At 46.7% G+C, this 14,748-nt stretch carries 14 protein-coding genes; 1 reads left to right on the top strand and 13 read right to left on the bottom strand.

The window, feature by feature from the left end:
• Nucleotides 1–139 precede the first annotated feature (139 nt).
• The gene (locus tag LSG31_RS16185) at nucleotides 140–484 is read left to right on the top strand and encodes a hypothetical protein (protein WP_347436100.1); all 345 of its coding nucleotides are present in this window, start codon (nucleotides 140–142) and stop codon (nucleotides 482–484) included.
• A 108-nt stretch (nucleotides 485–592) separates the two neighbouring features.
• Here LSG31_RS16185 and LSG31_RS16180 read toward each other — a convergent pair whose 3' ends face one another.
• From LSG31_RS16180 to LSG31_RS16120, 13 genes are all read right to left on the bottom strand, one after another.
• The gene (locus tag LSG31_RS16180; RefSeq protein WP_347436099.1) at nucleotides 593–1,147 is read right to left on the bottom strand and encodes a hypothetical protein; all 555 of its coding nucleotides are present in this window, start codon (nucleotides 1,145–1,147) and stop codon (nucleotides 593–595) included.
• A gap of 89 nt (nucleotides 1,148–1,236) precedes the next feature.
• Entirely contained in the window at nucleotides 1,237–3,672 is a 2,436-nt protein-coding gene (locus LSG31_RS16175) for an FtsK/SpoIIIE family DNA translocase (protein WP_347436098.1), read from the bottom strand.
• Nucleotides 3,673–3,836: 164 nt separating this feature from the next.
• The gene (locus LSG31_RS16170; RefSeq protein ID WP_347436097.1) at nucleotides 3,837–4,046 is read right to left on the bottom strand and encodes a YlzJ-like family protein; all 210 of its coding nucleotides are present in this window, start codon (nucleotides 4,044–4,046) and stop codon (nucleotides 3,837–3,839) included.
• A complete protein-coding gene (locus LSG31_RS16165) occupies nucleotides 4,043–4,759 on the bottom strand; it encodes a ClpP family protease (protein WP_347439539.1) in 717 nt (238 codons plus the stop codon). The genes LSG31_RS16170 and LSG31_RS16165 overlap by 4 nt, the downstream gene beginning before the upstream one ends.
• 179 nt (nucleotides 4,760–4,938) lie before the next feature.
• Nucleotides 4,939–6,606, bottom strand: a complete 1,668-nt coding sequence (locus tag LSG31_RS16160) for a ribonuclease J (protein WP_347436096.1) — start codon at nucleotides 6,604–6,606, stop codon at nucleotides 4,939–4,941.
• A gap of 345 nt (nucleotides 6,607–6,951) precedes the next feature.
• A complete protein-coding gene (gene dapA / locus LSG31_RS16155; RefSeq protein WP_347436095.1) occupies nucleotides 6,952–7,830 on the bottom strand; it encodes a 4-hydroxy-tetrahydrodipicolinate synthase in 879 nt (292 codons plus the stop codon).
• Nucleotides 7,831–7,882: 52 nt separating this feature from the next.
• Nucleotides 7,883–9,097, bottom strand: a complete 1,215-nt coding sequence (dapG, locus tag LSG31_RS16150; RefSeq protein WP_347436094.1) for an aspartate kinase — start codon at nucleotides 9,095–9,097, stop codon at nucleotides 7,883–7,885.
• A gap of 14 nt (nucleotides 9,098–9,111) precedes the next feature.
• Complete coding sequence (locus LSG31_RS16145; RefSeq protein ID WP_347436093.1) at nucleotides 9,112–10,152, bottom strand: aspartate-semialdehyde dehydrogenase; 1,041 nt, start codon at nucleotides 10,150–10,152, stop codon at nucleotides 9,112–9,114.
• A gap of 46 nt (nucleotides 10,153–10,198) precedes the next feature.
• Nucleotides 10,199–10,801, bottom strand: a complete 603-nt coding sequence (locus tag LSG31_RS16140) for a dipicolinate synthase subunit B (protein WP_347436092.1) — start codon at nucleotides 10,799–10,801, stop codon at nucleotides 10,199–10,201.
• Nucleotides 10,798–11,700, bottom strand: a complete 903-nt coding sequence (gene dpsA / locus LSG31_RS16135) for a dipicolinate synthase subunit DpsA (protein WP_347436091.1) — start codon at nucleotides 11,698–11,700, stop codon at nucleotides 10,798–10,800. Before dpsA ends, LSG31_RS16140 begins: the two co-directional genes overlap by 4 nt.
• 157 nt (nucleotides 11,701–11,857) lie before the next feature.
• Nucleotides 11,858–12,310: a dUTP diphosphatase gene (dut, locus tag LSG31_RS16130; RefSeq protein ID WP_347436090.1), complete on the bottom strand. Its 453-nt coding sequence runs from the start codon at nucleotides 12,308–12,310 to the stop codon at nucleotides 11,858–11,860.
• Between the two features lie 13 nt (nucleotides 12,311–12,323).
• Complete coding sequence (locus LSG31_RS16125) at nucleotides 12,324–13,568, bottom strand: M16 family metallopeptidase (protein ID WP_347436089.1); 1,245 nt, start codon at nucleotides 13,566–13,568, stop codon at nucleotides 12,324–12,326.
• A 166-nt stretch (nucleotides 13,569–13,734) separates the two neighbouring features.
• The gene (locus LSG31_RS16120) at nucleotides 13,735–14,739 is read right to left on the bottom strand and encodes a polysaccharide deacetylase family protein (protein ID WP_347436088.1); all 1,005 of its coding nucleotides are present in this window, start codon (nucleotides 14,737–14,739) and stop codon (nucleotides 13,735–13,737) included.
• Nucleotides 14,740–14,748 lie beyond the last annotated feature (9 nt).

The raw sequence follows: 14,748 nt of genomic DNA, 5'->3' as shown, positions 1-14,748 counted from the left end.
GCTGCTACGACTACGAATAAAAGAGCCTGAAAAAACGACATGCCCATGATAAAAAACCCTCCTCAATTTTGTATTGTAACATAAAAAAATGCTTGCGGGTTGCAAAAGAAACATTCATAATAAATGCGAGGTGTAAGCCATGAATGAGCATTCGGAGCAAAAACGGTCTGCGGTTTTAAAGGCTTTTTTTCAGTTGAATTTCTATATTCAAGCGCTGGAATTGCCGTTTACCGTCGAGGAGTTATACAGAGAAGCATACCAAACAGAACATGGAGCCAATTATAACGAGGACTGGCTGGAAATCATCCATCACGACAAATATTTTGCTGATGTATTGGATGAACCGTTTACCACACACACATTTATCGAAACATTGCTTAGAGCCGGTCATGATCGAATCGTAAAATTATTAATGAAACGCGTACGAGATTACGGAGTCGGCTTTGCACATGCGTACGTTATGGGAATTTCCCGCTGGAAATAAAAAACCCATGGGAGAGGATTCTGTATGTCAACAGCAATCCCTTGCATGGGTTTCTTTCGTTTCCAACGGGTTTCTTCGGTTTCTATAAGATTGTCATCCACTGTGCATTTAAGGCGAGTGAACTTCTTCAAACCACGCCATTTTTGCAGACTGTGTTGCATTTTGGTTTCCCACTGCCTGCAATGCGGCAATGACTTGCTCGGCTTGCTGATCGCCGGCATTCACAGGCATTGCCTCAAACAGGTCCTTGTGATCCTTTCCAACGCCCATGCCCATGATCAGTCTGCCATTTTGCTGAATATAGATTTCAGCAGAAGCGATCGGCAATGGCAGCGCGTATACTTCCCTCATATACTGAACGGCCGTAAGCTTTGCGGTTTGCATGTCGAAGGAAGGCTGATCCTGCAAAACGGCTGTTGTACGAACGTGATAACTGCCATCCTTCAATTGATTTACAAACACTTCGTCGATTCCCGGCAAGTTGCCGATCCCTTCGATGACTTGCTGCTGTACTTGATTTGCGGCAAGAACCGTTGGTTGTACCGTATCGGAGGTTCTTGTTTGCGACCAATGAAATGCCGCATAAAGGGCGAGTATCAGCGCCAGCATCAGTATGCCGCCGGATTGACGATTGAAACGCATAAAATATTTCCGCTGCCCCATGGTCCCCCTCCTGACTCGTCCCATCAAACTATAGTACAGACTATGCGACAACCATTGATTTCATTCTCTTTCTTCTCTGGAGTTTCAGACTAGCCGGCGTTGTCCATCTGTTCCAACTGTTCTTTTGTCAACAGCACATCCCGCGGTTTCGAACCTTCAAAAGGCCCGACAATGCCTCGCTCTTCCATCTGGTCGACAAGTCTTGCGGCTCTTGCATACCCCACTTTCAAGCGCCTTTGCAACATCGATACGGAAGCTTGCTGGGATTCTACCACCAGGCGTACGGCATCATAAAACAAATCATCCACGCTCTCTTGTTTCTTCTGTACGTCTTCTGCCGGTGACGTGAGATCGACAGTGTAGGAGGGAGGTTGCTGTTGCTTAACAAAATGAACGACTTGCTCCACTTCCTGGTCGGACAAAAACGCTCCCTGCACGCGAACCGGCTTCGAAGCCCCTGCCGGAAGATACAACATATCCCCCCGTCCCAACAATTTTTCTGCACCTCCACCGTCGAGAATCGTCCTGGAATCCGCCTGTGACGATACGGCAAACGCAATCCGGGATGGGATATTCGCTTTAATTACGCCTGTAATAACGTCCACAGAAGGCCGCTGTGTCGCAACGATCAAATGAATGCCTGCCGCGCGCGCCATTTGTGCGATCCGGCAAATCGCATCTTCCACGTCTCCCGGTGCAACCATCATCAGATCGGCCAACTCATCGATAATTACGACAATATATGGCAATGGCGTTTCCCCTTTTTCCACCGCAAGAACATTATATCGGTCAATGTCCCGTGTTCCCTCTTTTGCGAACAACTCATAGCGCGATTCCATTTCCGCTACCACTTTCTTTAATGCATACGCAGCTTTTCTGGGATCTGTCACCACAGGTGTCAATAAATGCGGAATTCCGTTGTATACATTTAATTCGACCATTTTCGGATCGATCAGGATAAATTTGACTTCATAAGGCTTTGCCCGAAACAAAATACTTGTAATGATCCCGTTGATGCACACACTCTTCCCGGATCCGGTGGCGCCCGCCACCAAAAGATGCGGCATTTTGGCCAAATTGCCGATAATCGGCGTACCGGAAATATCCCGGCCGAATCCAATGGTCAGCTTTGACTCTGCATTTTGAAATTCTGACGTTTCCAAAACTTCCCGCAAGCTTACAACGGCAACTTCCAGGTTGGGAACTTCAATTCCAATCGCTGATTTTCCGGGAATCGGCGCTTCAATTCGAATGTCGCGCGCCGCCAATGCAAGTGCAAGGTCATCTGCCAGATTGACAATTCGGGAGACTTTTACGCCTACTGCCGGTTGAATCTCATAGCGTGTCACAGTGGGTCCCCGATGAATTTCATTGACACTCACAAGGACTCCGAAACTTTCCAATGTAGTTTTCAGTTTTTTTGCATTCGCTGTCAAATCCTTCTGATCAACGGAACTGCGATTATTTTTCGGCAAATCCAGCAAATGATATCCCGGCAACTCATAGGGAAGCTCGTGGGCATTTTCAAACGTTATTGGCTGAATTGCCGACGATTCTTGCCTGGAGTCATCTGCATGCTTGCCCGATTTGAAATCAGCGCCTGCAGATTTTGCATTTCGTTCCGGCCAACGAATCGTAATCCGGGATTCCGCCGGATTTGTCTCAATATGTGTCGATTCTTCTGCAGATGTATTGACCTGCGGGATCTGATCGGCAAAATCGTTAATCAGCAATTCGTTTGTCACCTCATGAAGCGGTGAGAAATCGGACGGTTCATGTGTGCCATCCAGATCCTCCGTCGCAAATACGTCAGCACGTGGCGTATATTTAATGGGAATTGCAACACCTTTGCCGGAACGTTTGTTTCGTTTTTTCAATTTGAATAAAGGAGACAGCTTGCGCATTCCGTTATTTATCCGTTCATAAACGGAGCGGTTCCATTTGCGAACGGTCATGACAAGGGATCGTTTGGTTATCATGATCAAACCAATCAGCAGGCCTGTAATCAGGACAATCAGCGTACCTGTGGTATCAAACAGATAATGTGTCGCCGAAAACAACATATATCCGATCAAACCGCCGCCGGCCGTTACAGGTATTGCCGGCTTGTTGGCATCGATGATGGTCGTTTCCGATTTATACAGTTGATGGATATTATCGATCGTTACCTGAAACAGATCCGGTTTCGTGTCCGGATGTTGGTCAAGCAACGCCGTATACACATTGAGATGGCTCCAGGTAAGAACGATCAATAAAAGCAAAAGCAGCCCGGATTGGCGCAATGTCCAAGTGATCGGTCCACGTTTTATCATGATATATATGGCGAGATAGATGAAATACAGCGGCAGTAAAAAATGCCAGTCCCCTGCCAAAAAAATACTGATATAATCGGCAGCCTTCCCTACCCAGCCAAGATCTGCCAGGCCTAACGCCGAAACGGTTACGATCAATAAGCCGATCGTTTCGTATTTAATAAAAGACCCTTTTGCGATTTGTTTTTTCGCCCGAATTTTCTTTTTTGCCATATTCCAGTTCCTTTCAAGCAGGCCAATGATTGCTAGAGCAAATGAGCAAGAAAAGGGCACCCCATGGGTGCCTGCACGAAGTTGTATTGATATCTTTCTCTAACAAACCTTAAAATCCTGCTTGTAAAGCATCAAGAAGTCTTGACGTCTTTTTGTTCCCCCGTTTACAAACGAATTTTTGCGCCCGGCGCCAAGGCGGGATTTAAATAATCATTGCAATCGGGGCTGATGAGTCGTACGAGTGTCCCATACCCTTCTGCATCCGGTTCGACAATCATGGTCATATGCCCTTGCCGAATCTCTTTGTAGGTTGGTTTTGTTGCACCGTATCCGCTGAATACATCTTCCGTAGGAATGATCGTCCACAAAATCACATGACAACACCTACTTTTGTCCGTTCCATTCGATATTGTTCGATAAGCTCGTTTAACTTGCGGATCGATGGGCCGACACCGCCAATGGCATCGATCAAACCATATTGGACTGCATCTTTGCCAACGACGGTAGTACCGATATCACGGGCCAATTCACCGGTCGTCAGCATCAATTCCCGGAATTTTTGTTCGTTGATTTTGGAATGCGTTGTGACAAAACGAATCACTCGTTCCTGCATTTTTTCCAGGTATTCAAAGGATTGGGGTACACCGATGACCAATCCGGTCAAACGAATGGGGTGTATGGTCATTGTCGCTGTTTCCGCAATAAACGAATAGTCGGATGCAACGGCAATGGGCACGCCGATACTGTGGCCGCCTCCCAATACAAGGGTAACGGTCGGTTTTGTAATGGATGCGATCATTTCCGCAATGGCAAGTCCGGCTTCCACATCCCCGCCAACCGTATTTAAAATAATAAGCACGCCTTCAATCTTGTCATTTTGCTCGGCTGCAATCAATTGCGGAATAATGTGTTCGTATTTTGTTGTTTTATTTTGTGGAGGCAAAACTACATGACCCTCAATTTGTCCAATCACGGAAATCGAATATATATTGGACTCTGCGCTGCCGGCAACGTTTGTTTGTCCGAGACTCTCAATATTGTTTTTAATCGCGGCAGCTTCATTTGTGTCTGGCTGTGCTGGTTCCATTGGAGATTCCTCCGGGATATTGTCTTGCTTCGGCATATCGGACACACTCCCTACACTTGATATGTACTCACATGCATACGCATAGTATGAGGGAAGAGTCCCCAAAACATACAAACCCAACGTACAAAAGTACGTTGGGTTTGTAAAAAGATGCTTATACGGGTTTATATGTTCCGGATTTACACTTCCATAATAATCGGCAGAATCATCGGACGCCTACGTGTCTGTTCGAACAAAAATCTGCCCAATGCATCACGAACGCCCGTTTTTAAAGATGACCACTCATTTACATTTTCTGCCACCAATCGATGTAATGTAGATGTTACAATTCGATTCGCTTCTTCCAATAATTCTTCCGATTCACGAACATACACAAAACCGCGTGAAATAATATCAGGACCGGAGAGAATCGTGCCGTCTTGCTTGGCAAGTGTTACCACGACAACCAAAATACCGTCTTGTGACAGCAATTTTCGATCTCGCAATACGATATTGCCGACATCGCCAACTCCCAATCCGTCAATTAAAACGGTTCCGGCAGTCACTTTTGCCGCCAAACGGCCACGGCCATTTTGGAATTCGATGACATCGCCGATGTCTGTAATAAATATATTCTCTTCACTGACGCCGGTGGATACTGCCAGCTCACTATGGCGCTTCAACATGCGGAATTCGCCGTGAACAGGTATAAAATATTTGGGCTTGATTAAATTCAGCATCAATTTCAATTCTTCTTGGCTGCCGTGACCGGACACATGCACACCAGAAATGGACTGATAAATAACATTGGCGCCAATTCGGAACAATTGGTCAATCGTACGCGAGATGTATTTTTCATTCCCGGGAATCGGATTTGAAGCGATAATGACCGTATCTCCCGGTAAAATTTCCGCTTTCCGATGTGTTGCACGCGCCATGCGAGTCAATGCAGCCATCGGCTCTCCCTGGCTGCCCGTAGTCAAAATCATAAGTTTTTCCGGCGGAATCCGATTGATATCATCCGCATCAATCAATGTTCCTTTCGCTACACGAAGGTAACCAAGATCCATCGCTATGGAAATATTGTTCACCATACTTCTGCCGACGACAGCCACTTTCCTGCCATACCGTTCTGCCGCTTCGAACACTTGTTGGATCCGATGGATATTGGAGGCGAAAGTAGCCAATATAATTCGGCTCGTCGCTTCACGGAATGTATCATCGATTGTTGAACCAACCGTCCGTTCCGACATCGTATAGCCTGGCCGCTCTGCGTTCGTGCTGTCCGATAATAAAACGAGAACTCCGCGTTCTCCCAGTTCAGCGAGTTTGTAATAATCTGCCAACCGACCATCTACCGGTGTATAGTCGAATTTGAAATCACCTGTGTGCACAATAATCCCTTCAGGGCATTCAATGGCGAATCCAACCGAATCAGGAATGCTATGATTGACATGAAAACAGGATACTTGAAATGCACCGAGTTTGATATTGCTGCGGTTTGTAATTGTAATCAATTTGGTGGATTCCGTTAATCCGTGCTCCCTTAATTTCCCTTCAACCAAACCAAGCGTCAGGCGAGTTCCGTATACCGGAATATTTAAATGCTTGAGAAAGTAGGCAAGTCCGCCAATATGATCTTCATGCCCGTGTGTTAAAAATAATCCCCGCACCTTTGATCTGTTTTCAATCAAATATGTAATATCAGAAATTACCATATCAATTCCTAACATTTCTTCTTCAGGGAATTTCAACCCGGCATCTACGACAATAATATCGTTGCCATAGCAATACGCGGTCATATTTTTGCCGATCTCTCCAACACCGCCCAGTGGAATGATCGACAATTTGTTGTTGGTCTTACTCAATTCAACACCTCCGAATCTATTCCGCTGACTTAGGAAACGTGTAACCAAACCCGTACCAGTCACTTGAGAAAATTATACATCATACCGCACAACGAAACAAGCGAACCTACTTAAGGAATAGTATGCCTTGTTCTGAATCATTCATCCTACGATACGCATTTTCACGGATTGTCGTTTTCAATCATAAAAAAACTGCCAGAATCAATTCTGACAGTTCGCACTTTATCATGAAGCGCCAAGTTCGGCTTTACCCAAAGGATAAGTCTCGACTCAAGCGCTGAAGCGCCAAGTTCGGCTTTACCCACAGGATAAGTCTCACTAGGCGCTGAAGCGCCAAGTTCGGCTTTATATAAGATCTTGGATATCTTGCAGAATGTTGCGCATATAGTCTCTTTGTTCGTCTGTCTCTCGAACAAGCGGCAGCCGGACGCCGCCGACAGGAATCCCTGAATCATTTAATGCAAACTTGACCATAACGGGATTTGACGTGATAAACAATCCCTCAAACAGCGGCAGCAACCGATTGTGCAGTTCTGTTGCCTGATCTGTACGCCCCTCCAAATAGTTTGAAATCATATCGGCAATCGGTTTTCCCGCCACATGTGAAGCGACGCTGACAATTCCATGCCCGCCGATTGCCAAGATCGGCAGCAATAAATAGTCATCGCCGGAATACACGCGGAAATCCCGTGGTTTCCGGCGGATAATATTCGATACTTGCGAGAGATTCCCGCTGGATTCTTTCACTGCTACAATGTTGTCGATCTCCGCCAGGCGCAATATGGTCTCAGCGTTAATATTGATCGATGTGCGGCCGGGAATATTGTATAACATGATCGGAATCGCCGTACTTGCGGCAATCGCACGAAAATGCTGGTACAATCCTTCTTGCGACGGTTTGTTGTAATATGGGGCAACCAATAACAAACCATCCACGCCGCATGCTTCCGCTTCTTTTGCCAACCGGATGCTGCTTGCCGTATCATTTGTTCCTGTTCCTGCAATTACTCGAATACGACCATTTGCCAACGTTACGACACGTTCGAACAAGCGCAATTTTTCATCGTGTGTAAGTGTAGGGGATTCACCCGTCGTACCTGCCACTACAACACTGTCTGTACCGTTAGAAATCAGATGTTCGATGAGAAGTGGCAAATTTTCCTCATCGATCCCCTGTTCGTTGAACGGTGTTACCATCGCGGTAACTACCCGACCAAAATCCATCCTGAGTCACCACCGTATAAATATCAGATACACTTTTTGTACCATTCATTCGCTATTTATGCAATGCAAACTTTTGATGCAAAGCACGAACAGCTGCTACCATATCTTCCCCGCGCACCAGACACCAAATGGTCGTATGGGAATCTGCCGTTTGCAGAATTTCGATTTCCTGCTCCGTAAGCGCTTCGACAATTTTTGCCAAAACGCCCGGTACGCCGTGAATACCGGCGCCAACGGCAGCGATTTTGGCGCATCCGGGCCGAATTTCCGCCGCAATGTCAGATTGCTTCAACAGCCGTATTGCTTTCTCTGCTTCCATGTCAGTAACCGTATATAAAATTTCATTTGGGGTTACATTAATAAAATCGACGCTGATCTCGTTGTTTGCCATGGCGTCAAATACGCGCAACGGCAGATCAAACGGGCTGTCGGGCGTACGCGAGATTCTGATTTGGGTCACGTTCGCAGTTTGTGTCACACCTGTCAAAACGCGATCCGTCAACCTGCTTCCTTCCATCACATCTGTGGCGCTCGTCACAAGCGTCCCCGCATCCTGTGAAGCTGTCGATCGCACACGGATCGGTATGTTTTTCTGCATGGCAATTTCAACAGCCCGCGGATGAATGACTTTTGCGCCAAGATATGCCAGATTGCAAATCTCCGTATACGTGACACGCTTTAATTGCCTTGCTTCATCCACAATTCGCGGATCAGCCGTCATAATTCCTTCCACATCTGTAAAAATGTCCACATACTCAGCGTCTAATGCAACACCCAAGGCAGTCGCTGTCGTATCGCTACCGCCGCGGCCCAGAGTCGTCGTCTCGCCATCGGCAGTCGCCCCCTGAAAACCTGTAACGACAACGATCCTGCCTTTTTCCATCTCCTGCAAAATGCGAGCGGTACGAATGGTTTGGATTTGTGCATTGGAAAAATCATCACTTGTCACGATTCCCGCCTGCTCACCTGTCAATACAGACGTTTCTCTTCCGCGCTTTCTCAACATGCCGGCAAAAACCACGCCGGAAATCAACTCGCCACAGGACATGAGCAAATCCAGTTCACGTTTCGCCAACGCGTCCGAATGGGAAACAAGACTTAATAACGTATCTGTCGCGTAAGGATCTCCCCGCCGCCCCATCGCAGAAACTACGACAACGACACGATATCCTTCCGCAATGGCAGCTTCCACATGTTCAACTGCTTTCAAACGCATTTCTTCAGTTGCCAATGAAGTACCGCCAAATTTTTGCACTAAAATCCGCATGGTATTTTCCCACCTCAAGCCAAGTCGCTGATGATGGTTTCTGCAATTTGTACTGCGTTCCAAGCTGCGCCTTTTAATACATTATCGGAAACGACCCACATATTGAATGCATTCTCATCCCAAAGATCTTTTCGCAAACGGCCGACAAATACTTCTCTTTTGCCAGCAGCCTCTGTCGCCAACGGATACTTTTGGCTGGCCGGATCGTCGACCACGACAATACCTTCCCCTTGCTCAAGCAACTCCCGAACCGCATCCATGGTAAACGGACGCTTTGTCTTCACAAAAACACTTTCCGAATGGCCGAAAACAACCGGAATCCGAACTGCTGTCGGCGTGACTTGTATGGTTGGATCATTAAAGATTTTCTTCGTCTCGTTGACCATTTTCATTTCTTCCTTGGTGTATCCATTCTCTTCAAATACATCGATTTGCGGTATGGCATTAAACGCGATTTGATGATGCACAGGCAGCGAAGACACCGGCAGCACGTTTGCCTGCAATAGCTCGCCTGTGGCATATCCGCGAACTTGCTGCTCCAATTCGTCGATCGCTTTTTGACCCGCTCCGGAAACGGCCTGGTATGTGGAAACGACAATTTTGTCGATGCCAAATGCGTCGTAAATCGGTTTGAGTGCTACGACCATTTGAATTGTCGAGCAATTCGGATTTGCAATGATTCCATTATGCGCGGCAATCGCCTCCGCATTGACTTCCGGCACCACCAGCGGAACGTTCGGATCCATCCGGAATGCGCTGGTGTTGTCGATCACAATCGCCCCGCGTTTTGCCGCTTCCGGCGCCAATCGCAGGCTTACGCTGCCGCCGGCGCTGAATAAGGCGAAATCGATGCCTTCAAATGCTTCCGGAGTCGCTTCTTCTACTGCAATCTGCTGCCCATGAAACGAAACGAATTGTCCGACAGAACGGGCAGATGCAAGCGGTTTTAAGATTTCTACAGGAAAATTGCGATCTTCCAATGTTTGAATCATCTTCTGTCCGACTGCTCCCGTTGCTCCAACTACAGCCACATTATACCGCTCTTTTCTCTCCATTCAGTACAACTCCAATCTTCTTTTTATCTGTTTTGCCCTGTTGCATTTACTTTGCCAAATCTCGAAATTTTTCAACCAGCAGCGGTTGAATTTGTTTCTTTTCCAACGCGCTTTCACAGGCTGGTAAAATCATATTCATACGCGCCACCAAAGAATTCATTTTTTTATCCGGATCATCTTGACCAAAAGGTACAAAATAAAAATTCTTTGCTGCCAGAAGTTTTGCGAGATTCGCCGCATTCAAACCCAATCCGTCATTTGTAGAAATCCCGATGACAACGGGGCGGTCATTGCGGATCGTCGCTTTGGCTGCCATTAGAATCGCCGAGTCGGTAATTGCATTTGCCAAACGGGCAAGTGTGGAACCGGTGCAAGGAGCAATCACCAAACAGTCCAACCGTTTCGAGGGCCCCAAAGGCTCCGCATCCGGGATAGTAGCGATCGGTTTTTGTCCAGTTACTTTTTCGATCTTCTCTGCCCATTCCCCTGCTTCACCGAAACGTGTGGATGTATGGATCATTGTATAGGAAAGTATTGGAACAACCGTTGCTCCCGCATTGACCAAACGTTCAATTTCCGGAAATACCTCCGCATAGGTGCAATGGCTTCCTGTAATCCCAAAACCGATGGTTTTTCCAGCGATATTCATGCTTCATTCCCCCAGGACGATTCTTGTTTCCGAAGCAGGCGGCCAAGTGTTTTTGCAATGATTTGACCTGCCGTTTTCGGTGCCACAATCCCAGGCAAACTTGGTGCCAAAATTGCTTTGATCCCCCGTCTTTCGGCGAATCGAAAATCCGTTCCTCCCGGTTTCGATGCGATATCGATAACAACACAACTGCGCGGCATCCGGGAGAGCATATCGGCATTTAAAATCAATGCCGGAATGGTGTTAAAAATCATATCCGCTTCCCCGATATGCAGAGCCAAATCTCCCACGCCAAACGCTTCAAGGTTCATCTCCTGAATACGCGCCAAATCGGCAGGCTTGCGTGCACCCACTTTCACATGGGAGCCAAGTGCAGCAAGCATGCGACTTAATGTGATACCACACCTCCCAAATCCAAGCACGATCGAATTCGAACCATGAATGGTTATATCTGTATGCTGGATGGCTAACTGTATCGCTCCTTCTGCCGTAGGAATCGAATTGAGAATCGCCACTTCATCCAATTCCATTAATTTGATCAACGAAAGCTGATATTTCTCACACGCATCTTCTAAATATTTGCGGGCGATACCAGTTACAATTTTACAATGCTTTGGCATTGCCGCAAAGTGTTCATCCGTCAAGACGATCGGATGGGGTGAATAGTTTGCTTCGATTACACCGCGTTCATCCGTGCCTGCTACCGGCAAAACCACCACATCTGCATCTGCAAATGATTCAGGCGTCACCGCTTTTATGTGATCAACGCCTTGGAATTGCTTGACAATCTCGTCAAAGCCGATCAGGGCAACCGTCGCATCTTTGTCGATCATATAGCGAATGACTTCGATGATACGCGCATCTCCACCGACGAACGCCACCTTGATTCCTGTTAACACAGTGGGCAACCCCTTTCAAAACATTTTACGCGATACATACGATTTTTCAATACTCAAGATCAATTTGCACCAATATTGCCTAGGATCATGGGCTACCACATAGTATGCAAATGGGTTCTGGGCGGTGAACGAAAAAAGCACCCACAAATGTGGATGCTTACAAACCTGTATGCCCAAAACCGCCGGAACCTCGGTCTGTCATATCTGTGTGGCTGGAAATTGAATTCCATGCAACTTTTGTATAGGATGTGACAACCATTTGGGCAATGCGCATGCCTCGCTCCACAACGAACGCAGTGTGACCGTGATTGATCAGAATCACGCCGATTTCACCGCGGTAATCCGCATCAATTGTACCCGGACTGTTTAATGTGGTGATCCCATGCTTGAATGCCAAACCGCTGCGTGGACGTATTTGCGCTTCATAGCCGACCGGCAGTGCAATGGAGATGCCCGTGGGAATCATCATCGATTGACCAGGCGGGATAACGGTCGGTTCTCGAACCGCAGCCAGCAAATCCATGCCCGCTGCCTGCTCGGTCATATAGACAGGCAACGGCAAATCTTCATTGCCCGGCACTTTCACAATGTCGACCTGTAACGTTTCCATAATTTCTTTGCTCCTATTTCTTTACTCCCGGCAACTGCTGCAAAGGCCCTACTGCAGTAATGGCGATCGGCTGGCTAAACAATTCATGCGCGACTTGTTGAATTTGTTCGGGTGTCACTGCGTTTATCTGTTCAACCGTTTCATCCAAAGAAATCTGCCGCTGCAGCAATAATTCATTTTTCCCGATTCGGCTCATCCGGCTGCTCGTGCTTTCGAGACTTAGCATCAAAGAACCTTTCACCTGATCCTTGGCCTTCTTCAATTCTTCGTCAAAGATTCCGTTTGTTTGCACATCATGAAGAATGGATGTTGTCAATGCGACGACTTCATCCATCTGCTCCGGATTCGTCCCGACATAGACGCCAAACATCCCGATATCCTGATAGCTGGAATGATAGGAATAGACAGAATACGCCATACCCCGCTCTTCCCGAATTTCCTGAAAGAGACGGGAACTGGAACTGCTGCCGAGCGCATTGTTCAACAGAATCAGCGGATAGGCATGTTTGTCATCCAAAGGGTACCCCTTTGTGGCCAGACAGATATGCGCTTGCTCCGTGTCTTTTTGCCGCAATACCCGATCTACATGGAATACAGGCTGTGCAAGCCCTCCCTTGATCATACGCTTGCCGCTAAAGTGGCCAAACAGTTTCAAAACCTGTGCAATCGCATCTTTTGACGATACGTTGCCGGCAATTGCAATCACCGTATTGTCCGGCGTATAATGATTGGACATATATTCCAGAATATCATTGCGAGTGAAACTCTTTAAATTTTCTTCCGGGCCCAAAATTGTATACCCGAGGGAATGTCCTTGAAACACGACAGATGACAAAAGATCATGTACCAGTTCATCTGGCGTATCTTCGTACATGTTGATTTCTTCAATGACAACTTTTTTCTCTTTTTCCACTTCTTCTGCGGCAAATATCGATTGAAAAAACATATCCGCCAATGTCGACAAAGCCACCTCAAAATGTTCATCCAGTACACGGGCATAATAGCAGGTATATTCCTTTGAGGTCATCGCATTCACCTGACCGCCAATGCTGTCAAAAACTTCCGCCAATTGCCGGGCTGTTTTATTTTTGGTGCCTTTAAAAAACATATGTTCGATAAAATGCGATATGCCGTTATTCTTTTCATTTTCAAAGCGGGACCCGGTTCCCACCCATACACCTAATGAAACAGATCGCATCGATGGAATTTCCTCGACGACAACCCGCAAACCGTTTGGTAATAACTCTCGATGAATCAAGAGAATCCTCCTTAAACAAGCATGTCAAATATAGTCGCTAAGAGGCTGTTTTCATTTGCAACATCCTCTTGAAAACGGTAGTTTTTAGTAACTTTTGTTAGTATAACAAAAGGATGTTGGAACTACAACATATTTGGAATCGCATTGTTTGGATTCGCATGCTTGTCTAGGGATGTACATTTGCTATATTTACTAAAGGCTCCGGACGATGCGGACTCAAAAGTTCCGATACAGTAACCAGTTGGTATCCTTTTGCTTTTAATGCGGGTATCATGGTTTTTAACGCCGCTGCTGTCGGTGCAGTCGGATGCATCAAGACCATTGCGCCATTTTGGGCGCGCGGGACGATTCTTTGCACAATCACACGAGCAGGCGGCCGTTTCCAATCCACCGTATCCAATGTCCAAAGAATGGTGTGCATCTGATGCTTGAAAGCCTGTTTTACGAGTGTTTGATTAAACGCTCCGGAAGGCGGTGCGAACAGGCGTGTAGACTGACCAATGGCGCGTTTGATTTGCTCATTCGTATCCGTAATTTCCTGATTCATTTTGGCTATTGATATTCGATCCATGTCCAAATGATGATAGCCATGATTCCCGAAATCATGCCCGTTTCGCACAATTTCCTTGGCCAGGTCCGGGTGTTTCGACAACCACGATCCGTCAAAAAAGAATGTCGCTTTCACATGCTCGTTTCCCAATGTTTCAAGGATGGAAGGCAAATATTCCTCACCCCATGCGACATTGATCATCAACGCCATTTGTTTCTTTTCAGGATTTCCGCGATAGATGGGTGCAGGCATCAAATCTTGCAGCGTGCGGTTGGGCGGAATTTGTTTAAAGACAGGGGAAAACGGTTTGGAGCGATCTTTATGGAGCTTAAGGCGCTCAATTGTCGCAGTTTCCTCTACTTCCAGCCCATTTAAACCAGGAATCGCTTTCCAAACCGGATCCATCTTTGCATCGATCGGCTCTTTTTTCAACTGTTGCGCCAGCTGATGAACGGTATGTTGGATTCCATCCTGCTCTTGCAGCGTATTGGCGAAAACTGACGAATGGCACAGCAGCGGAAAAACAATCATGCAACACCAAATCGACTTCCAATACTTGCTATGCGTGTGAATATGCAACCGTAGAATATGCAACTGTTTTGATACATTTATATATTTCATTCTTGAACC

The organism is Fodinisporobacter ferrooxydans, from assembly GCF_022818495.1.
GTDB lineage: Bacteria > Bacillota > Bacilli > Tumebacillales > MYW30-H2 > Fodinisporobacter > Fodinisporobacter ferrooxydans.
This window is presented reverse-complemented; position numbering and strand designations above follow the sequence as displayed.